Source organism: Paenibacillus sp. IITD108, from assembly GCF_036541265.1.
Taxonomy (GTDB): Bacteria; Bacillota; Bacilli; order Paenibacillales; family Paenibacillaceae; genus Pristimantibacillus.
Window position 1 is genome coordinate 173,130 of the sequence record NZ_JAZHCT010000001.1, and the last position, 21,913, is coordinate 195,042.

The following is a 21,913-nucleotide window of genomic DNA, read 5'->3' on the forward strand; positions in this document are numbered from 1 at the left end:
ATTATCTGTTTTATGAAAATACTATCATTTCAAAATTTTTCGGAATTACGAAATTGACTCAAACGGCATGCAATTTAGGCAGCTTCATTTCCACTATTGTTCCAACCTCCAGCTTGCTGCGCACGGTCAGCCCATACGGCTCGCCAAATGCCAGACGGATGCGCTGATTGACGTTTCGAAGTCCAATATGCTCATTTTCTTGCAAATGCTCGCGATCAAAGCTGTCATTTAGTGCTTGTACTACCGAACGGGGGATGCCGATCCCATTATCCCGAACACGCACAATAATATGATCTTTATGAGAAAACACGCGTATCGTTATAAGGCCATGATGCGTGCTCTGCTTAATTCCGTAATAAATTGCATTTTCTACAAGCGGCTGGAGAACAAGCTTAACAATTTTGCAATCCATTAGACGCTCTTCCACGTTATATTCAAAGCTGAATTTATCCTTGTAGCGAAGCTTCTGCAGCTCGACATAGAGACTGACATGCTCCAGCTCCTTCCGTATCGGAACAAGATCATCCTTTGTCTCCAGTGTGAGACGAAGCAATGTCGATAGCGATAAAATCATTTGAGTCGCTTCATTTTTACCGCTCGACAGCCGCATAACCTTCCAATTGATAGATTCCAGCGTATTGTATAAAAAATGGGGATTAATTTGCGCTTGCAAGGCAATGGCCTGAGCTTTGCGCAGCAGCTCATATTTCTCCTTCAGCTGCGCCTCGGCATTTTGCTTTTGATGATAGGAGGCCGTCAAATTGCGCAGTATAAACTCTGTCTCATTCCTTTTCTTATCTTCAAGCTTGCCTAACAGCATAAACGGATTTTCTTTGTTTTCAATCAAGGATAAGATTTGACGAATAGGACTATAGCTTCTTACAGCTATGATGAAGGCAAGTACAATGGAAGCCAGCACGCTTACAATAAGCAAAATAATAGTCAAATCTATTACTCTGGCCTGTTCGGAATGGTATCTTTCCAAGGAATTTACCGAAACATATTTCCAATTGCCAATCGTTTGGGATGGCAGCTGGGCGATAACCTGGCTGTAGCCGTCCTGCTTGATCATATAAGTTTCCAAATCTTGCTGCAGCAGCTCATGAAGCATCGGGTCTGCTTCCAGCAGCGATTGGTTCAGCAGCCCAGAGTCAGGGCTGTAAACGAGACGCTCCTCCTGGTTCAATAAATAAATACTGCGCTTCTCCGCACTGCTTAACAGTGCGTTTAAGCTATCCAGATTCATATTGATAGATACACTGCCGCTATTTTCCGAACGGTTGCGAAAAGCCGAAGCATCGTTAATAAAGCTTAGAAGCGAGCTCTGGCCATCCTCCGTCGCCGCTGCAAGCCAATAGTGGGAAGAAGCAGAGCTTCCGCCTTGCATATTGGGCTGCCAATTATAATAAGCATCGGTCTGGGCTGTGCCGGAGCTGGCCATTAGCAAATAATCATTCAGCTCTGAATAAATAAATATAGAGTCAATATAGGAGCTGGTCAGCTTCACGGTTTGCAGCATTTGCTGAATGCGCAAAATCGTTTGCGCATCGTTGTAGCTAAGCGGGGAAGACAATTTTTTACTCAAAAAAAGCAGAACATCAGGGTCTGCTTTCATTCGAACAGACAGCTGCTCAGCATCAGACAAAATCAGATCCATAGATGCGCGAATACCGGCCAGCTCATTTTGCGCGGAGCGCTCGATTTCTGCGCGCATATCGGCATCGTTATGTGAATAGACAAAAACGCTGATTCCCACCATTGGGACGTTAATCAGCGTCATAATAAGTATAAAATTGCGCAGCAATATACTGTTGAATTTGTAATGACGAATGTAGCGCCAAACATTAATAGGTATCGTTTTCATAGCTGATTCCTGTATTCAGAAGGAGTTAGCCCTGTCTGCCGCTTAAATAATTTATGGAAATACTTTGTATTTCTATACCCTACCAAAAATCCGATTTCGTAAATTTTGTATTTGGGATCCTTCAAATAGTCCATCGCCTTTCTCATGCGAATATCTGTGCAATAATCAGAGTAAGTTTGTCCCGTCTCTTGTTTAAACAGCCTGCTGAAATAAACCGGATTCAGTCCTACATGGTTTGCTACCTCGCCTAACGAATGATCCGTTTCGAAATGCTCATCAATAAACTGCTTTGCCTGCCGAATAATGATGCGATCATCCGTATAGGTTTTGACCCCTTCCTCTTCGGCATCCTTTTCTGCTTCGCTCAGCTCAGAGATACGATTGCAGGCTTCAATAAGCTCCAGCATAGTGGCATATAATTCGAATTGCTCGAGCCGGGCTGACAAGCTCAGCAATGCGGACAAAGAGTTTTGTATTTGTAAAAAATACTGCTCCGCCTTTTTTTGAAACTGTTCATTTGTCATTTCGCACAGCGCAATTCCAATGATAAAAAATTGCCTCTCCGCTGCATGTACGCAAATATAGGAAATTTGCTCGCGCTCTTTCGTAATGGCGAGTGTAATAGATTGATAAATATCTGATTTTATTTTAACTGGACCGCTGGACATATCTGACCATTCTGCTTGCATCAAGCAGCATCTGCTGTTTACAGAGTCGACTAACAAGCCAGTTTGCTTCAATTTGCTATGCAATTCCTCTGTATTTCTTATTTTAGATCCGTTTTGCAGCAGATTGGAAAAAAACTGCTCCATGAGCAGTGGTCTAAGCGTTTTGACATGTTGGTTTTGTTGGTATTGCTGTTCGCGTTCCCTTTTTTCTTGATCTAATTCCTCACCAATTTTATTAAATACAAGCGCTACCTCTTCCAAATCCGTAGGCTTAAGCAAATAGTGGGAAACATTATAGCGAATAGCTGCCCTGGCAAGATCAAATTCTTGAAAACCGCTTAAAATAACGACCTTTGTATTCAGCTTTTGGTTATAGACGTATTGAGCCAAATCTATGCCGCTGACATAAGTCATCTTAATATCCGTTAAAATAACGTCTACCTGATGGTCCTTTAAATAACGGATCGCATCTTGCCCGTCCTGAAGCTTCTCGATTACCATAAAACCAAGACTTGACCAGTCTACTAAATCAGATAAGCCTTCTCTTATTTCTTCCTCATCATCTACGATCATCAGCCTATACATGTTTAATCCCCCCAAGCAGTAATTGCTGGCGCCGTTTGAAAACGTTGTCAAATTACATTTTATTATAATTGTGCCACGCCTACGGCAACAATCCAACTATTTTTACATTTAGGGCGGTAAATTTTACTTTTGATTGTCATTTTTAAAAACAAAAGGACAAGCACTGCTGATTGCAGATACTTGTCCTTTTATCTATATGGCTTTACGACGTCTATTCAACAACAGTCCATGCTCCCGCCAGTTGCGGTAAGATCGTTAACATTATTTTATAATCCGCTGCACTGAAAGGCTGGCGCGGCACTTGGGAGGTAGCAGGAATAATGAATGTCACGCCGCCATTATTTGGCCGAAGCTCTGCATTTTTAATAAAGCTGTCCAGCTGCAGTACCGTACCGTCACTTTTCTTTTTAATTTCTCCCGAAACTCGAAAACCATTTAATGCCCCTTTGCTTATTTCATCCAACGTATATGGCGAATTGATTTGAGGAATGACGAAGCGCAAGCCATCGGATCCTGTGCCGCCATAGGAAACAGTTTGATCCAGCGGTGAACTGAAAGAAAGCTCGTTCCAATAACGCGGATAGTGGACAAATAGATCAAAATCATACGTATCCCGTTTATATTCCGCTAAAGGAACGTCCTGCATAGGCTCTATTACGATTGTAATCGTATCGCTGTTTCGATCCTCATTATTTAAAATGAGTGTGTCCAATGGAAGCACGGACTGATTCTTTTTATTTATAATGCTGCCGCTAATTCGCATCCCTCTTAACATCCCCTCCGTTACAGCTCGCGGAAATTCCGAACGAGGAACGACTAGACGGATTTCATTATTCAAAGCGTTCATCCCGGCAAAGTTGACAGCTACAGGATTAGGCACATTCTCTATTACATACGATGCAGGTACTGAAACGGACAATTGTATCGAATAATCTGCGTACTCAGCCAAAGGCACCGTTAATGTAGGCTTAATGTGGAAAGTCAACAGGCCTTCCATGCTTCCCGCACCTGCTTGAACCTCAACAATTTCACTGCGCAGCTGTTTTACAGTCCCGTCTATTTCGCTTGTTAATGAGCCAGACACCTTTTTTCCTTCAAATGCTTCATTCCATTGACTCGATTGTGGAGTAATCGGAAAGAAGTCCTCTACTGGAACCGTGAACTTAAGCAGGCCATTGCTAATACCGCTCTGTTGTACCCAAGAATTCATCTCCACTGTCGCTTCCGGCTGTACAGTCCCATTTTCGATTACAATTCCCGGATTTGTAAAAGCGGACGGCTTTAATTGTCCTCCGCCCAGCCCTTCAAGGCTGCCGTTTTTAGTTGCAGTCAGTTCATATTCAAATGGTGTAGCAGGATTATCCACCTTAATAAGAAACTCATAAGGATACTCAGTTTTTTCTTGTATAAATGTCTGCTCGCCAAGCTTGTAATGAATCGTCAACTTACTTGTAGAAGTGCTCAGATCGGATACATACACATACGCATAATAATGATCAGGAGCAACCTGGATAACATGCCCTTTTCCTCTGTCGTGCTGGGCGGTTGTCTCTTCCAAATCATTGGATATAGCATAGCTGCCGTTTGCAAAAATCGGCGCCTGCACATTAGCAATTTGATGCAGCAAAAGCGATTTGATGCCCTTAGCTGGAATTTCTATCGTAAATTCACCATTCACGATATTTATAGTGCTCATGCTGCCATCCGCATCATATAAGTCAGCTGTACCGGTATAATTAGGGACAGTTTTCTCACCGAGCTTAATGGTCGTGTTAATTGCTGCGTTTCCTTCATTCATAAACGCAAGACCCAGCACACCGTCTTTTCTGGCCGCAATATAGTCAATTCCCGGAGAATCAGGCATAACAATCCCCCGATCCAGCCATAGCCACATATCATTTTCATTATAGAAGGTGCCCGGCGCGAATCCGTACTGATTACTTGTAAAATAAGCATATCCAGATTGATACAATGATGGAAAAGAAATATGCTGCTCTGATTTCACCCATGCGCTATTGATTAAGAAATCTTCCAGCATACTTATAAAAACAGGCAAATGGTGCCAATAAATTGAAGTGTAATCAGGACCCGTATAAGGATAATTCTCTTTCATCTGATGAAATATAATACGATCCTGATAGTAGCCTGCATAATTGCCGAAACGGCCAATCATCGCATTTCGAGCCATCGTATAGAAGAAAGGATCATCCGCATACACAGAAAGCTTCGACAGCATGCCAGCCCAATTGTTCATCGTGACAACATTGCCATGGCCTGGCGTTACCGTATGCTCCGTTCCCATGCCAACCCTGCCGCCCAGCCAGCCTGGCGCTGTTTCAGTAACGAGCGGAACGCCCAGCTCCTGAGGGGACTTTGCTTCCCCGTCAATATTGCCAAGCCGCCATTGCTGATCCCCATGCCACCAGAATGTAGAGTTTTCTGCCCGCAAAAGACGCGGTCCTGTCTTTTCTTGCGTTACGGTATAATCCGTTTCTGCATAATTACTATGATAGCCTGTCATCCAAAGCCCGGTAAGCAGCAGCTGGGCATTTTGCTGCGCACCCGCCAAATACTTTTCTTCTCCCGTTGCCTCATAGGCTGCCATCAGGGTCGCGACCATAGGTATATAGTCGCCGTAAACAAAATTGCTAATAAATCTTTTTTCGCGATTGCTGCCTGTATTCGGGTTGTTCGATAAATATTGATCAGCCAACACCAGCAATTTATCCATATACTGTTCATCGGCTGTATACTTGTACATCATAGCCTGATCGGCAATACCTGAAAAGTTAGCTTTGGCCGATGCATGATGCAGTGCATAATCAAGCAGAAATGGCATGCGGCCTTGCGTCATTTCGTATAGTCCTCCATACACATGCGCCGGATATTTTTCGATTGGACCGCCTATAGGTGTAGGCAATACATCTGAATAGGACGCCCCTCCTTTGCTATCAGTTTTTTTGAAATGATAGTTTTGTCTGCTCAGCATAAAAGCAAGCGTCGGAATAGCACGTTTATCCAATATCTCCTCGTCCTCTGTCAACAAATAACGCTGCAGCGCTGACATGCTGTTGGACAATGTGGTCATATCGCGCTCTTCCATATTGTAGTGGGCCATGCTGTCAGAATCCCAACCGCCGTAATCATCATCCATCATCAAATCAGTTGCATTATAAATAGCTTCATTTAAGGAATGAAAATAGTTGGTGCGCAAATCTTTTACTTGATACAAGTCCTCGCTAATATGTCGGAAGGTATTATACCACGAGTCTCGCTCATGAATAATCCGGTAAGAAACTGAATAATCGTCCCCCGCTTCAAACAAGCTGTGCTCCGTGCCGAACATAGGCGCTGTGAACTGCGGCCTTACTTCGCCGTTAGGTCCGCGCAGCACCAGTCCAAAGGTTGACGTATCCGGATAGGCAAAGTCCTGGGGAACGGAAGACGGGTCCATCACAATGCCTGCCGTCATTTCATTTCCTTGAAAACGTTCATTGCCAGCAGCGAAATGCAGCGTCGCCATTGGCGTCAACAAATAAGCTTCCGGAATAGTAGAAGCCTGGTCAGGAACTGTCTTTTTCACATACAGCAAAGGAGCTGTGACCGTTTCATAATCCTCATACGCTGTCTCGTTACCGTTATAGAACATAAACGAGTAAGCCCCATTTTCCGTAAAATGAGCATCCAAGGTTACTTTAGGCTCATAGCTGAGATCGTCAAAAGCAAATTGAACGGACAGCTCTGCTTCCGTATTGGAAAAGCTAAGATTGATTTGATTATCGCTTACTTTTTCAAATCCGCTAGGAATAAACCATACGGGATAGCCCGAGCGGAAGAAATCGTTCACTACAGAATGAATTGTAGTTCCATTGACATTCAGCGACTGCTTGAACTGTGCAAATTCTCCCAGCTGCCCTGCCAATTCACTGTGAGCGGCCGACATCATTAAAAAGCCAAGCTCCTCTGTTTTAGCTTTTACTAATTGCCATTGCCCCTCAGCTTTAATGTAAATTTCGTTTTGCACCAAATCGCCATGCTCGCCTTCTCCGCGGAAAAACACGATTTTAACCTTTTCATTTTCAATGGAGGCCGATTCTAATGCTTGTACCTCTTCCTTAGCCCAGTCAGGAAAAGCAGCGCTTGGCAGAAAGGCAAACGGATCCTCCGGCTCTGCAAGCTGTTTAAGCTCTTCCAGATCTTCCGGCGGAACCAGATTCAAATCCTTAGTCAAGAAAAAGCCTTCGCAGCGGGCAAAATATGCCGATGTATCATGCAGCGTCAATTCATGCATTCCGCTGCCAAGATTGAAGGTTCCGGCTTCTGTCCAGCGGAACCCTTCTTGGCCATGGGTGCCGAATGTCTTATTAACAAGATCACCATCCACCCCTACATGAAACGTGCGAGTACCTGGCTGATTCGTCGCATAATCACGATCCCGAACCCATAGCTTATAGTTGCCTGCGGATTGTATATTAACTACAGCAACGGCTGGTTCTCCGCCGCTTCCTTCAGACTCGCCAGGTGCCGAGCTTGAGCGCCCAGTCAAATGCTCGCCAGTCAATGTCCAAGAGCCAAAAGACGTAAAATTTCTAGGAATCAAATAATAGTGCTGCTTCTCAGCCTCGCCACCATTGGAGTTTGCCGCAACCCATATTTCTCCCCTCTGAAGCAATAACGGAGATAAAAACAAGACTGCAGCTAACAAAAGCACTACACTTTTTTTCACAATTGATCTCCCCTGTCAAAGATTAAGTCAGGCTTTTTGAAGACCTTGAAACCGCTTGCAAGTTACAAGACGCGTTGCTGTTCTAAATGGCTTACACTGCTGTGTTAAAAATTTGATGGTTTTTTGTGTCGGTCTCTAAAAGCCTGCATTATTATCCTAGTGATGATTCAGTTTTCATACAACCCTGCTATGTTTACTTTTAGGGTGCCTTAGTTAGCTTATACAAGGATAAACGGCTTCGTATGGCACAACACCCCCTATAATCAACTGCCATAATTGCCTAACGGTTGCCAGAGAGGCTATTTCGATTATTTCAGCTCATTTGAGATTTTAACGGTTGTCACGAGCGCTATTGTACCCTTTCCCGAGCAAAATCAGTGCTTTTTCGAGAATTAAGCGCAACAGCAACCGTTAGAAAATTTAAAATGCCATTTTTTCACGATTAGCGTTTGTGGCAACCCTTAGAAGTTCATCAATAAAAAAAACATTGTGCTAGCCGCAGATCATCTCGATCTTGGCAGCCAGCACAATGCTCTTCATTACATTAAGTATTGGATTGGCGCTTTTCCTTCAGCCACTTGGGAGCGCCTTTATTTTTGCCTTCCTTCTTTTTCTTCTCCTTCTGCTGCGCTTTCGTCAGCGGCTTGGGAGCCGATTGCGAGCTAGTCTTATAGCTGCTGTCTGCCCTCTTATCGCCTTTGCTGCTCTTGCTAGATGAAACCGCGGCTTTCCCGGCTCCACTTTTAGCGCCTGCCCGTTTGCTGCTTGCCTCATAATCCGCTGCTGCAGTGCTTCTGCCGTCACGGTTGGAGGCTTGCTCAGCCGGCCTGCTTCTGGCAATTCCGCTACTTTTCTCTGCTGCTTGCGAAGCAGCAGCTTTGCTGGTTCTGTTAGGTGCAGCCGGCTTTCTCATTTCCTCTTGCATTTGCTCCGGTGTAATCAGCCTGCCTTTATACATCACGTATTCCTTCAGATCTATTCCGAGCTGATTGCGGAATTTCTTCATAATAAACAGCTCTTGAGGCATAACAATCGAAATAACTGTTCCCAGGCGGCCCATTCTGCCTGTCCGGCCTGCACGATGCACATAGTGATCAGCGTCGATTGCCGGTTCAAGCTGCAAGACGAGCGGCAAGCTTTCAATATCGAGGCCTCTTGCAGCTACATCTGTCGCCAGCAAGAGATGGCAGCGCCCTTCCCTGAATCTGGCCAAGGTAGCAGAACGCCTTTGTTTATCAGCATCTCCGTACAGCGACTCAACCAAAAAACCCTCGTAACGCAGCTTAGATTCCCAATTTGCAACCTGATCCGTATCATTTAAAAACAAAAGTGCCTGTTTAGGCTTCAGCAAGCGAAGCAGCCTTCTGGCTGTATCTGTTTTATCACGGCGCTCGCTGACGATATAAATATTGTCTATCGTTTCTGAAACCCGATGCTCAGGCGCAACGATAATACGCTCCGGCTCTCTCATCCAGCGCTGCTCAAACCTCGCCATCTGATCCGGATAAGTAGCTGAGAAAAAGGCGATTTGACGCTCGCGCCCCATATTGAACAGTACTTCCTCTAAATCCTTCGTAGATCCCAGCTGAAAGACCTGGTCAGCTTCGTCGATAACTACGCTTTTCACCTCGCTGAGCTTAAGCTTACGGGCTTTGACCAGCTCGGCAATCCGGCCAGGTGTACCGATAATAAGCTGCGGGCGCAGCTTAAGCTTCTCAATTTGGCGCTTAAGCGCAGCTCCGCCGATTAGCTGCTGCACTTTAATGCCGAGCGGCTCGCCATATGCTTCTGCCACTCTCACAAGCTGCATCGCCAGCTCTTGCGTCGGCGCTAGTATGACGCCTTGAATCGCGCTTGAAGCAGGGTCAATCGCTTGCAGCAGCGGAAGCAGAAAAGCGATTGTTTTACCTGTTCCCGTTTGCGAGCGGGCTGAAACATCCTTGCCGGCAAGCAATACGGGTATCGTAAGCTCCTGCACTTTGGTCGGCGTCACGATTTCAGCTTGCAGCAGGGCATGATTAAGCGGATCGCTTATGCCTAATTGCAGCCAAGTTTTTTCATTGCTAATGCTCATCTTATATTCCTCACTTAATCATCGCTATTTTTGATTGAACAAGCGGCCTGCAAGACGGTCGGCAAGCCTCGGGAATAATCCGTAGATTTTAATTCCAATTGCTGCAAGCAGCGGAAGATCAAGCTCAGCTCTGCCGCTGTTCATAACGGAAACGACGCGGCTTGCCACTTTATCTGTTTTCATCATAAACCATTGTACATTTTTTACATAACTGCCCTCAGGATCCGCCAGTTCAAAAAATTGTGTATCGATCGGGCCGGGATTAATAGCGGATACTTTTATGCCGCCTCCCTTCAGCTCCATGCGCAGCGCATTAGTAAAACCAAGGACAGCATGCTTGGAGGCCGAATACGCCGTTGATTTGGCGGAACCGATCTTGCCCGCCATCGACGCGATATTAATAATATGGCCGCTTCCTTGCAAGCGCATGTAGGGAACTATTATTTTGGTGCATCTGACAATTCCCAAATAATTTGTATCCATCATCTGAGCAAAGCCTTCTACAGGCATGTCCTCAAGTGATAAAAATTGACCATAGCCCGCATTGTTAAGTAATATATCAATTCGGCCATATCTTAGTATAACCGCAGTTACCACCTGCTCAATCTGCTGCATATCCGTTACATCCAGCTGAAAGATAGCATATTCGCCGTCAAGTAAAGCTGCAGCGCGCTCCAGCCGCTCACTGTGACGCCCTGTCAGAATAACGATGGCGCCTTGCCGGGAAGCTTGCAAAGCAACTGCTGCTCCTAATCCGCTGGATGCGCCTGTAATAAATACGACCTTATCCTTTAGCATCTATAATCACCCAAATTACAGTTTACTTGATTATCGCGCAAGATGAAACTACTTCATTGTGTTTTTGCACGGGCTTTCTAAGTTTATCAAAAAAAAACAGACTCCAGCGGAGTCCAGGGGAATCTGTTTTTTATGAAGCTATAACGACTTGAATATCAAGGCTGCCGATGCCATCAATAATGAGCGGTATTGTTAAAGCTTTCTTCGCATGAATGCCTGCGCTTAATGCTGATTGCATGACGGTAGGCGGCGTAATATCTACTTGCACACCTTTGTTGTATAGCAGCGTGCTCGCATTTCCGCTAATCATATTCCCTAATTCGGAAATAGCGCTCCTAACCATCTCGTCAATTTCTGAAAGTGCATAACCGCCCATCATGACAGAAACAAGCTGGAGAGCTACCTTATCGCTTAGCCCAAATACAATATCTCCTTGCATCTGTCCATTCAAACCAATTTGAATCCAGGTATAGTTCTCTACAAATTTAATATCCTTTATTGCTAAAGGACCTGCAGATGGCTTTACCTGAACAACCTGTTCAATAACATCCGTAGCAGCCTCAAGAAATGGGTTAATATATTCTGCCTTCATAAAAGAAGTTTCGCTCCTTTTCGACAAAATTCGCCGCGATTCAGTTCTAGTTCTATTATACTTTATACCTTGGTCCTAGTATACTACTTTGTTCATATATATGTTTATTTACTAGTTCTTTACTCACGGGCGAATCCGTCTAAAGCAGCTAGGATATTTTACTTACTGTCTCGCTTCTTCTATATCGCAGCCTTAAAAACCGGATAGCTTCATAGATTTTCTCTTTATTCGTTTGATCAAGCTCGCTCTCTTTCCCGCCATATACCTGCTGCAGCACAGGCTTTAAATATCTGTCCCCTACAGAGGCGATCGCTTCAATAATTGCCTCCTGCTCCTCCTTAGGCACAGTATGCAGCTCCTGCTCGATAAGCGGCTCGACGCTGTAGCCTTCCTCCTCGATTTGCTCAAGACGCACTACAATTTCCCTGCGTGACAAAGACAGCTGCTGCTCCAGCTCATTCATTTTTCCACCGGCATGGATGATTTCCAATATCATTCGTTTCTGCTGCTGTTTGATCAGCTCGGACTTGTATTTTTGCTCCTTCTGCTTGAACTGCCAGCGCTCCAGCTCGCCATAATCAAGCTGCTGCTCCACCCAGTCCAAAGGGAAGCTTAACTGGCGCTCAACCTCTCGCGTAATCGCCAGTATCTCCTCGCCGTAGGCTGTTTGTTTTCCGCGTCCCCAGCCGGGCAGCTGCAGCATTTCCTCCTCAGTATGCGGAACGAAGCAGCTGATCAGGCGGAGCATTCGGTTGTTTGCGATTAAATAAGCTGACTTGCGGTCGGTTACAGCGCGTTTTCGGCGCCAATCCCTGAGCTCTCCGTAGAGCTTCTCATCACTGTGCTGCTCTGCGTAATACTGCAGCATATCATTTGTTTTGCTAGCCGATGGCCGTGCTGCATCCTCCAGCTGGCCTTTAATAACCGGCATATAGCCATCTGCCATTCGGCTTGCTGCGCCGTGACGCAAAGCTGCCAGCATCTCATCCCAGAATACGCCTGCGTACCAGCTTTCAGGCACGGCTTCCGGTTCCCCCAATTCTAGCCACTGTACATGCCAGGTTCCATCCTGCTCGCCGATCGAAAGCTGTGCGCTGCGAAGCAGCTCGCTGCCTTTCTGTTCAAATGTGTTCAAAAAAACAATTCTCATCCTAATCTCTCCTTTGTCGTTCATAATTGTTGCCTGTCATAAAATACGGCCCCAAGCGAGCTTGACGCTGCAAACAAAACTAACAGAAGCGGTCCGTTATTACAGGTGTTTTCAAGGCAGCATCCAACAACAAAAAAAAGCACCTCCACTGCAGTTATGCAGTGGAGGTGCTTCCCCCGTATCACTTCTATTAGCTTTGTTGTACTAATCATATCATAGCTTAAGCAGGATCACAAGTATATGACCAGCACTCATTCATGTATAATAAAGTAAAATAGATTGGAGGTTAACCTATGCTTTTATCCGATTATGACTTTATGTCAGATACTACTGAGCAGACTACTACACGTTTTGTAACGTTTATTACCCCTGCGTTAAACCGGTTCGACCTTGCTATTATGACAACAGAACGCTTTTATGGCAAGAAGCTGATTACTAACCTGCAATCTGGCATTACTGCTATTATTGGGCCGGATGATTTGGCTGAGGAAGGTTATTTGGAGCGCGCCTATAAGCTGAATGAGGAAGAAGCAGCTGAACTTAGCCAATTTCTGTACTTAGTAGTAGGTACTGTGAATTTTACAGAGTAAGCTGGGTACACTATAGTTGAAATTTACTAAATAGTGTAGGAGGGGTTTGCTATAGACCGCAACAAAGAAACTGATCGCGATCCTGTCGAAATCGAGAACAGTGTTGAGTCGCAGCTTAGCTCTTATATACCCGAGGAGTTTCCAGAAGGGTCCTATAGCTCAAGCGCTGAGAGCAGCAAGCATTACGCAATGAATAAGCAGCTGCGCAAAGCATTTCCTGAAGTGCAGGACGAGCCTTAATTCATAAACAATTTTGACAAAAGCAGCCCCCTACCGCAATTTTAAATGGCAGGGGGCTGCTTATACTATACGGCAGCTGGATTTAAATCAAGCTCATCCTCTTCATCTTTATTAAACGATTCGCGATCGAACTCTCCTTCGGAATTTGCAACGAGCAGCGCAGTAACCGTTGTTCCTGTTGCATTCACAGCAGTACGGCCCATATCAATTAACGCTTCCACTGCGACAACGAGCGCAATACCTTCAAGCGGCAAGCCGACAGCTGTCAATACAACCGTTGTTGAAATGGAAGCTGGTCCAGGCACGCCAGCCACTCCGATAGAAGAAATCATGCTTACAAGCACAATAATAATGTAATCCGTAACGCTAAGAGTAACACCATATACCTGAGCAACGAACACGGCTACAATAGCAGGCCATATACCGCCGCAGCCATTAAAGTTCATCGTAGCACCTAGCGGGGCGACGAAGCTTGCAATCTTCGGTGAAACACGCAAGCGCTTCGTAATGACTTCAAGATTAATCGGTAAAGTTGCAAAACTGCTGCGCGTTGTGAACGCAACTGCAATTGTAGGATAAGCCTTGCGGAAAAATTTAAATGGATTTACTTTAGCAACAAACGTTACGAGTCCGCCAAATACGATTATAAAATGAACGATAAGTGCAATATAAGTTACAGCAATCAGCATCGCAAGCGGCTCCATCGTCTCCCAGCCATATCTGGCTGCCATAACTGCAATAAGCGCATATACACCGTACGGAGTAAAGCGAAGTACGAATTTAACAACCTGATGCAAAATATCAGTAGCTGATTGAATGAATGCCTTGAAAGGCTGAACAGCTTCCGGCTTTTTCGCTCCGACCTTGACCGTCGCAACCGCTATAAACAAGGCGAAAATAAGAATGGGAACAACCTTGCCTTGAGCAGCATCATTAATCGGATTTGATGGCACCTGATCTAGAATTACTTTGAAGAAGCTCGGTATTTCTCTAGCTGTAAATTCGCCAGTTGTTGAAACCTCAAAGCCTGCAGACGGGCTAATTATTGCTGCCACTATTAAACCGATAATCGCAGCAACTGCAGTCGTACCAAGAAACCATCCGATCGTTTTAACACTTAACTTTCTTAAAAACGAAATATTCGTAATCGAGATGACACTGTTAATGACTAGAACAAATACTAATGGAATAACAATCATTCGAATCAGATTAATATAAATGGAGCCAATTGTCCCTACACCTTCCGTGTCGAGCTTGAAAATGTTAAATAAAATACCTGCTCCTAATCCAAACCCTAAAGCAAGCAACACGCGCGTGCCGAAGCCCACCCTTTTCTTTGCCATGAAATGCAATACGCCAATGAGCACTAATGTGACGAGCAAAGAAATCCAATTTGATTCTAACGCTGATAACAGGTTATTATCCATCGTGTCTCAAACCCTCCATTAATTATAATATAAAAACAATAATTCACATCTTTTTACTTGGATATAAAAATAATAACGACTTCAGACCTAATTGTCAATCGTTATTTTTATTATCGTTATATGCTTGTTTTGTTTTAAATATGCCAATTTTACAAATAGTGCAATGTTATTTCGCTGCGAACGCCGACTCTTGCATTTATTCCTGCTTGTCCAAGCCCTTTGGATATATAGTAGGCCCCCTGCTTCGAACGGTGCAAACCTTTGTAAATACCTGACGCTGCCAATTTCCCTTTAGGTTTAATCGAAAAGAGAAACGGAATATTAAATTGTTTGCCGTGAAAATGGCCTGCCATCAAATATTGATACGGGCGATCGATTGCAAGCACGGCATTAGGATCATGCGTCATTACAACAATCGGCTTTTCCTGTAGCGGCACTTCAGCAAATGCAGCAGGGATATCGCTGTGCTTGGAGCAGTAGTCATCAATGCCTACCAAATAGAATGAGCCCAGATCGACAGATTGATTGCGCAGCACATGTATGTGGTGAAGCGATAGTATAGTTAAAAGCGGCTGCAGGTCGGGCAGACGATAATCGTGATTGCCAAGCACAGCATAGGCCGGAACTTGACATGCTGCAATTTCTTCCAAATATTGATCAAGCAGCGGCAAGGATCGAACATCGCTGGTAAAATCCCCTGTCAGCAAAATATAGTCCGGTTTGCTTGAGGCAATAATCGCCTTCAATTGGGCTGCAGGTATACGGAGCTTATCAACATGGACATCGCTTATTTGCATAATCATGCTGTTAAGCCCAATCCGATTTTCAATTTTCTCTACTTTAAGCCACTTTGTAGGCAAAATAAATAGGACATATATAAAAACCGCCAAGAAGGCGGCTGCAATAAGAAATATATACAAAGCTGGTCCTTCCCCCTCGCAAATACGAATAAGTCAAGAGTATCACAACTAATAGTACGTAAACAATTGATACAGTATAAGTTTTTCACGTGACAAAAACATAATAAAGTTTATAACGATCAGCTCACAAGCCGCTCGCTCCCAATCATATCTTTGGCATAATTGTTCTATTAATTGCCCAATCGCTACTGGCTTGTCAATCGCCTGCCAAATCCGGCTTCCAATTATGCTGAAGCTGTAGCTCCGCTGGTTGTCTACATCAACCAACACGATAAACTCACCTTTAGTATTAGTAATTAAATTATCCTTAACAGAAATAATGAGCTGCATTGGTAAAAGGTCCGGCAAAGGGATATGCTTATCTAATCGTTCTGCATGCGCTGGCGTTATTTGCGTTCTCATAAGCCCTCCACCTTCATTCTTCGCTCATCATCATCTATAATTCTACATGATTTACTTCATCTCGTGCCATATCATCGTATATTTGCAAAAACGGTCTTAATTGTCGAATCGTTGCAAACTGTTATTTTTTTTGCCTGCAACTGCTTGTCCGGTAAAAAAGTTTGTATATATTTGAAAATAAAACGATTCGAGACGGGCTTGACTCATTCAATATTTGCTCGGTAGAAGGCTGTAAAAAGCTCAATAAACCATAGCATTTATGTCGAAAAGTAAGAACGGATTGAATACGGCTGTTTGGGGACTGATGCGTAGTATCTAGTGTAAGCTGGTTAAGCATGTCATGCGCAAGCCAGTTTGCTTTGCTAGAATGTATAATAAGTTTAATATCTTCATGAGGCGGGATAGAAATAAGCTGCGCCAAAAAAATGATGGTGGCTCCTCCGGCATTGCAAAGCCTGTATTTGCGCAGCAATTCAATAAGCAAAGGCCAATTAATAGATTGGTGCAGCAGTTTTTTCATATCGACAAGCATGCTGGCAATCGTCCAGTTATGTATAATGCCATTAAGCATAATATAAATGAATAAATCTTCGCGGCTCAAGGCTGCAGAAAACCAGCCCTCGCTTCCCCCGCTCCTTCTGCGCTGCCACAGCTGCTCAAAGCCGTATTCACGAATCGGCAAAGGACTCAATCTCCATTGAATAATAACAATCTGCTGCAGCTGCGGGTGAAAATAAGCGAGTCTGTACGACCTGAGCTGGCGGGAGCTCGCTGTTTTGGGCAGCTCAAGCTGTTCGTATCCGAGCTGCATTAATATGTTATTTACTTGAAGCAGATGCTCCTTTTCCACTAAATAGACGAGCTGGCTGGAGGTTTGAAAAAAAATATCAGATTGCCAGTCCTTAACGACAACCGGACCTTGCAAATAGACGCTCCTTATTTGCAGCTTTGCGAAGCCAGCGTTTATTCTGGCCTGCTCCTTTTTGCGCATACTGGCAGCTGCTAAAAACTGCTTATATTTCTGCTCAATTAATGCGAACAAAGCATCAGACACTAACTTAGGCTTCATCGAGTTCATAATATGATACAAATAAGGAACCAAATCATGCTGCTCTACAAGCTCCGCCAATGAGCTGTAATCTACCTGCTGCAGCAATTCATAATATTCGCAATCAAACTCCGAGTGAATGCTAGTTTCAATCCAGGCAAGCAGCAGTTGCATTTCGGCAGACATATGTTTTTTCGTTAATGTAATAATATTGTTCATATAACTCCCCTCGCTTCAGCTAGCAAATAACGAACCAGAATGAATCGACTTCGCTTTCCTTATTCGGAACAAGGCTTCATTAAGCTTCTAGGAGTATGGCATGCAGCTTTTTGTCGTTCTATATAAAGAACACATCATCAGATTATCAAAACCGCTATAATATGTCAATTAACAGATCAGCTATGTTAATATAGCTGTAGAATACTATAATTAGCAGCGCATTGAAAGGAGCTTTTTATGCAGAGTATTGTCATTATTGGAGCTGGCGGCCATGCTAAAGCTGTTATTCATACGATAGAAAGAGAAGGCAAGTATCATATAGCAGGCTTGCTAGATGCTAATAAGGAGCCCGGCTCGCTCGTGTATGGCTATGCCATATTAGGAGATGACACCTGGCTTGAGCAAAATGCTATTCGTGCCGGAATAATCGCTATCGGAGATAATGCTGTACGGGCTGCAGTAAGCGCAGACCTTAAATCCGATTACCCCGATTTCCAATTCATTACGGCGATCGACCCTGCCGCAATTATAGCAAGAGGCGCCGAAATCGGCGCAGGAACTGTCGTCATGGCAGGCGCCATCATCGGAAGCGATGCTGTCGTCGGGGAGCATTGTATCTTTTATGGCCATACGTGCGTAGAGCATGATTCCGTATTGGAATCTTTCGTCAGTCTCGCTCCAAAAGCCACGGCAGGTGGACAGGTACGTATAGGCGCTTGTACCGCAATTGGAATAGGCGCAACCATTATACATATGGCTACGATCGGAGAGCACACGGTTATTGGCGCCGGCGCAACTGTCGTCCGCTCCATTCCAGCATTATGTGTAGCCTATGGCACACCGGCAAGCGCCAAGCGAAGCCGGAGTGCAGGCGATAAATATTTATAGCTTACAAGCGCGCAGCCTCTTTCTCTACTATTTGCTGCAAATATGCGAGCAGCTCGGATCGAAGCTCAGGACGCTGCATTGCAAAATCAATTGTCGTTCGAATAAAGCCCAGCTTTTCTCCAACGTCATAGCGCTGGCCCTCGAACTCATATGCGAATACCGATTCTGTCGCATTTAGTGCTGCTATAGCATCCGTAAGCTGAATTTCACCGCCTGAGCCAGGCGGTTGATTTTCCAATATAGCGAATATTTCTGGCGTAAGAATATAACGACCCATTATCGCAATTTGTGAAGGAGCGGCTTCATAGCTCGGCTTCTCCACTAAATGGTGGACAAGATGAATGCGATTGTCCAGCATGGAGCCATCAATGATGCCATATCGCGATACTTCATGAGGCGCAACCTGCTGCACGCCAATGATAGATGAGTGCCGCATTTCAAATTGCTCGATCATTTGCCTTAAGCAAGGCTTTTCAGCAGCTATAATATCATCGCCCAGCAGTACTGCAAAGGGCTCATTGCCAATAAATTTGCGGGCGCACCAAATAGCGTGACCGAGTCCGCGCGGCTCCTTTTGGCGGATATAATGAATATCAACCATCTCTGAGGATTTGCGCACCTCCTGCAATAGCTCAAACTTATTGGCTTGCTCCAGCTTATTTTCCAGTTCCCAATAGTTGTCAAAATGGTCCTCAATTGCCCGTTTGCCTTTGCCAGTCACAATAATAATATCTTCAATTCCTGATTCAATCGCCTCTTCTACAATGTATTGAATGGTTGGCTTATCAACGATAGGCAGCATTTCCTTAGGCATTGCTTTTGTTGCAGGCAAAAACCTTGTGCCTAAGCCTGCAGCAGGAATAATGGCCTTTCTTACCTTCATTCTTCTTTCACTCTCCCTTTTCAATACAGGTGCGATGACAGCATTATAACTAATATTGGATTGTATTACCATGATATATTTTTAATACTTCTCCGCTTTAAATGATAAGTAAAAGTGACTAATCCAATACTATTGACGGCTTGGTCGCCAATGCCTCCTTCCTTGCGCTTCTCCAGGAGCGTTTTGCTCCGCTGCAATCTATTCATATGCTGCAACAGCTCGTCAAAGAATCTAACAGGCTCTGCATTGCTGTTGCAGAATAGAAGAAGATCGCCGACCGCCTTCATATGAATACGCAGGCAGGAGAGACGATCTTCTTTCACTTTTACCCTATCAGCTTCAATAAGCTGTTAAATTCAAGCTCTTCAAATTTACTTTCCACATTCGCGCGATTATAGGACCAAACGCATTCCTCCAGCTGAATGGCAACCGGCACCTCGCAGCAAATCGTTGCCAGTTCTCTGGAAAGATGCAGCATGTCTAAATCAGCTTCTATCTTCTTGCGGACCGAAGCTGACAGCTGCTCCAAATTAACAAGCAGCTGGTCGATAGAGCCATGCTCCTGCACAAGCTTGATAGCTGTTTTTTCGCCAATACCGCGAACACCAGGGTAATTATCGCTTGAATCACCCATCAAGCCCTTTACGTCTATAATTTGCGCGGCTGACAGCTGTCTTTCCTCCAATAAGGATTGAGGTGTATAAACCTGATAATTGCCAATGCCCTTCTTCATAATAGCGATTGAAACATGATCGTCCACCAGCTGCAGCAAGTCGTGATCGCCTGTAACGGCGATTACTTCAGCATGCCCTTTAAATGCCGCCGCAAGCGTGCCGATGCAATCGTCGGCCTCATAATTGTCTACGCCTATATTAGGCACATTGAAGCTGGAAACCACTTCTTTAACGAGATCAAATTGCGGTATCAAATCCTCTGGTGCGGAGGGACGGTTAGCTTTATAGCCGTCAAATTGCGTCGTTCGAAACGTCGTGCTTCCCATATCCCAGCAGCATACAACATGGGTAGGCTGAAACGTTTCTACAGCATTAATAAAATACCGGACAAAGCCATGTACCGCGTTAACGGGCACACCGGCACTCGTCCTGCGAATATGTCCTGTAAAGGATGTTGCAAAATAAGCACGGAACAATATGGCCATTCCATCAATTAACAGTAGTCTATCCTTTTTCTCCAATTCTGGCTCATCTCCCTTACAATCATTATAACGTAAAATATGCTTTGCAGGGCTAGCAGCTTTCTCCCCGAATAAACTTGCCGATTCGGCTTGCAGCTTCCAGCAGCTTTTCTTCACTTTCGACGAGCGCTATACGAACATAGCCTTCGCCTGCAGATCCAAAAGCCGCTCCAGGAATAACCACAACACCCGTTCGCTTAATCATTTCCTGCGTAATAGTTCTTGAGTCCCAGTCGCCTTCAATTTCCCATTGCATTTCAGGCAGCGGCGCCCATACAAACATCGTTGCTTTCGGCTTCTCCATATACCAGCCTTCAGCACGAAGCGCTTCAATAAAAATATCACGCCTTCTCTCATACAGCAAACCGGCCTTCTGCCAGTTTTCATCTGCCATCGCTTCCTGCAGCGCTGCAACAGCCGCCTCCTGAACAGGATCAAATACGCCGTAATCAATATTCGCTTTAAGCTCTCGCAAAGCGCTTACTGCCTCTGTGTTGCCAGCTAAAAAGCCGATTCGGCAGCCAGCCATATTGAAGCTTTTGGACATGGAATGGAATTCAACCGCCTGCTCGCATGCTCCTTCCACCTGCAAAATGCTGGGCGGATTATAACCGTCAAAGCCCATTTCAGAATAGGCAAGATCATGTACTACAAGAACGTTATACTGCTTCGCTTTTTGCAGCAGCCGCTCAAAAAAAGCAAGATTAGCTACAGCAGATAACGGGTTATTCGGATAATTTAGCAAAATAAATTTAGCCCGTTTCCAATCCTGCTCAGGTATGCTATCCAAATCCGGCAAATAATCGTTTTCCTTGCGCAAGGGCATTAGTATGGCCTCTACCCCAGCCAATGCGAGCGAGGCCGCATAAATCGGATAGCCGGGATCAGGCAGCAGCGCAGCATCTCCGGAATCGCATATAGCCATCGCCAAATGTGCAAGTCCATCCTGCGAGCCCAGTAAAGTAACGAGCTCCTGCTCTGGATCTATCGTCACATCAAAGCGGTGCTTCATCCAATCCGCCGCAGCTTGACGGAAAGGCATGCCGCTTTTTATAACAGGATAGGCGTAGCTGTCCTCTCTCAGTGCAGCGTTGCTCAGTACTTGGCGCACATGGCTCGTTGGCGGCTGGTCAGGACTGCCTATGCCCAAATCTATCATGTCCTTGCCATTTGCTGCAGCTGCACGCTTCCAGTCTGCAACTTCAGCAAAAATAGATGAGCCTAGCTGTGAAAGCCGATTCGATCTCCAGCTTTTTTCCTTCCCCCATTGTTTGCTCATTTCGCTCCCCAAACCTGTTCATAATTTTCTTCTTTATAGCCGACTGTAACTTTAGTCCCATCCGTCACAATCGGTCTCTTAAGCAGCATGCCGTGCTGTGAAAGCAGCTCCAGCTTCTCCTCCTCGCTCATTAACGGCAGCTTGTCCTTTAAACCAAGCTCCCGATACACCTCGCCGGATGTATTAAACCACTTTTTCATATCAAGACCGCTTAACGCAATAAGCTCCTTTAGCTCTGAAGCTGTAGGCGTCTGTTCCACAATATGGCGGAAAGCAACCTCATTTCCTTTGGCCTCCAGCGATTTCACAGCAGCACGGCATGTGCTGCACTTTGGATACTGTATAATGGTTACTTTACCAGACAT

General features: G+C 44.9%; 18 protein-coding genes. 2 read left to right on the forward strand and 16 right to left on the reverse strand.

Features of this window, described 5'->3' with window-relative positions; genetic code table 11:
- Window positions 1-58: 58 nt before the first annotated feature.
- The 7 genes from V1L65_RS00750 to V1L65_RS00780 form a co-directional block, all read right to left on the reverse strand.
- Complete coding sequence (locus V1L65_RS00750; protein ID WP_331697130.1) at window positions 59-1,864, reverse strand: sensor histidine kinase; 1,806 nt, start codon at window positions 1,862-1,864, stop codon at window positions 59-61.
- On the reverse strand, window positions 1,861-3,117 hold the full coding sequence (locus V1L65_RS00755; protein WP_331697131.1) for a response regulator transcription factor: 1,257 nt from the start codon (window positions 3,115-3,117) through the stop codon (window positions 1,861-1,863). The genes V1L65_RS00750 and V1L65_RS00755 overlap by 4 nt, the downstream gene beginning before the upstream one ends.
- Window positions 3,118-3,328: 211 nt before the next feature.
- A complete protein-coding gene (locus V1L65_RS00760; protein ID WP_331697132.1) occupies window positions 3,329-7,843 on the reverse strand; it encodes a hypothetical protein in 4,515 nt (1,504 codons plus the stop codon).
- A 544-nt stretch (window positions 7,844-8,387) separates the two neighbouring features.
- Window positions 8,388-9,917, reverse strand: coding sequence for a DEAD/DEAH box helicase (locus V1L65_RS00765; protein ID WP_331697133.1), 1,530 nt, complete (start codon window positions 9,915-9,917; stop codon window positions 8,388-8,390).
- A 24-nt stretch (window positions 9,918-9,941) separates the two neighbouring features.
- The gene (locus tag V1L65_RS00770; RefSeq protein WP_331697134.1) at window positions 9,942-10,715 is read right to left on the reverse strand and encodes an SDR family NAD(P)-dependent oxidoreductase; all 774 of its coding nucleotides are present in this window, start codon (window positions 10,713-10,715) and stop codon (window positions 9,942-9,944) included.
- Between the two features lie 130 nt (window positions 10,716-10,845).
- Window positions 10,846-11,307, reverse strand: coding sequence for a chemotaxis protein CheX (locus tag V1L65_RS00775; protein WP_331697135.1), 462 nt, complete (start codon window positions 11,305-11,307; stop codon window positions 10,846-10,848).
- A gap of 148 nt (window positions 11,308-11,455) precedes the next feature.
- Entirely contained in the window at window positions 11,456-12,457 is a 1,002-nt protein-coding gene (locus tag V1L65_RS00780; RefSeq protein ID WP_331697136.1) for an HRDC domain-containing protein, read from the reverse strand.
- 293 nt (window positions 12,458-12,750) lie between these two features.
- Between V1L65_RS00780 and V1L65_RS00785 the strand changes: the two genes are divergently transcribed.
- Window positions 12,751-13,047, forward strand: a complete 297-nt coding sequence (locus V1L65_RS00785) for a DUF3055 domain-containing protein (RefSeq protein ID WP_331697137.1) — start codon at window positions 12,751-12,753, stop codon at window positions 13,045-13,047.
- Between the two features lie 305 nt (window positions 13,048-13,352).
- Here V1L65_RS00785 and V1L65_RS00790 read toward each other — a convergent pair whose 3' ends face one another.
- From V1L65_RS00790 to V1L65_RS00805, 4 genes are all read right to left on the reverse strand, one after another.
- Complete coding sequence (locus tag V1L65_RS00790) at window positions 13,353-14,714, reverse strand: dicarboxylate/amino acid:cation symporter (protein ID WP_331697138.1); 1,362 nt, start codon at window positions 14,712-14,714, stop codon at window positions 13,353-13,355.
- Window positions 14,715-14,863: 149 nt separating this feature from the next.
- Window positions 14,864-15,634: a metallophosphoesterase gene (locus tag V1L65_RS00795; RefSeq protein ID WP_331697139.1), complete on the reverse strand. Its 771-nt coding sequence runs from the start codon at window positions 15,632-15,634 to the stop codon at window positions 14,864-14,866.
- Between the two features lie 48 nt (window positions 15,635-15,682).
- Complete coding sequence (locus V1L65_RS00800) at window positions 15,683-16,036, reverse strand: PqqD family peptide modification chaperone (RefSeq protein ID WP_331697140.1); 354 nt, start codon at window positions 16,034-16,036, stop codon at window positions 15,683-15,685.
- A gap of 121 nt (window positions 16,037-16,157) precedes the next feature.
- A complete protein-coding gene (locus V1L65_RS00805; protein ID WP_331697141.1) occupies window positions 16,158-17,303 on the reverse strand; it encodes a nucleotidyltransferase family protein in 1,146 nt (381 codons plus the stop codon).
- A 237-nt stretch (window positions 17,304-17,540) separates the two neighbouring features.
- Between V1L65_RS00805 and V1L65_RS00810 the strand changes: the two genes are divergently transcribed.
- Complete coding sequence (locus V1L65_RS00810; RefSeq protein WP_331697142.1) at window positions 17,541-18,191, forward strand: acetyltransferase; 651 nt, start codon at window positions 17,541-17,543, stop codon at window positions 18,189-18,191.
- 1 nt (window position 18,192) lies between these two features.
- On the opposite strand, the gene galU is transcribed toward V1L65_RS00810, so the two are convergent.
- From galU to V1L65_RS00835, 5 genes are all read right to left on the reverse strand, one after another.
- Window positions 18,193-19,074: a UTP--glucose-1-phosphate uridylyltransferase GalU gene (galU, locus tag V1L65_RS00815; protein ID WP_331697143.1), complete on the reverse strand. Its 882-nt coding sequence runs from the start codon at window positions 19,072-19,074 to the stop codon at window positions 18,193-18,195.
- Between the two features lie 65 nt (window positions 19,075-19,139).
- Window positions 19,140-19,397, reverse strand: coding sequence for a hypothetical protein (locus V1L65_RS00820; protein ID WP_331697144.1), 258 nt, complete (start codon window positions 19,395-19,397; stop codon window positions 19,140-19,142).
- 2 nt (window positions 19,398-19,399) lie between these two features.
- Entirely contained in the window at window positions 19,400-20,269 is an 870-nt protein-coding gene (locus V1L65_RS00825; RefSeq protein WP_331697328.1) for a 5'-3' exonuclease, read from the reverse strand.
- A gap of 52 nt (window positions 20,270-20,321) precedes the next feature.
- On the reverse strand, window positions 20,322-21,548 hold the full coding sequence (locus V1L65_RS00830; protein ID WP_331697145.1) for an aminotransferase class I/II-fold pyridoxal phosphate-dependent enzyme: 1,227 nt from the start codon (window positions 21,546-21,548) through the stop codon (window positions 20,322-20,324).
- On the reverse strand, window positions 21,545-21,913 hold the full coding sequence (locus tag V1L65_RS00835) for an arsenate reductase family protein (protein ID WP_331697146.1): 369 nt from the start codon (window positions 21,911-21,913) through the stop codon (window positions 21,545-21,547). Before V1L65_RS00835 ends, V1L65_RS00830 begins: the two co-directional genes overlap by 4 nt.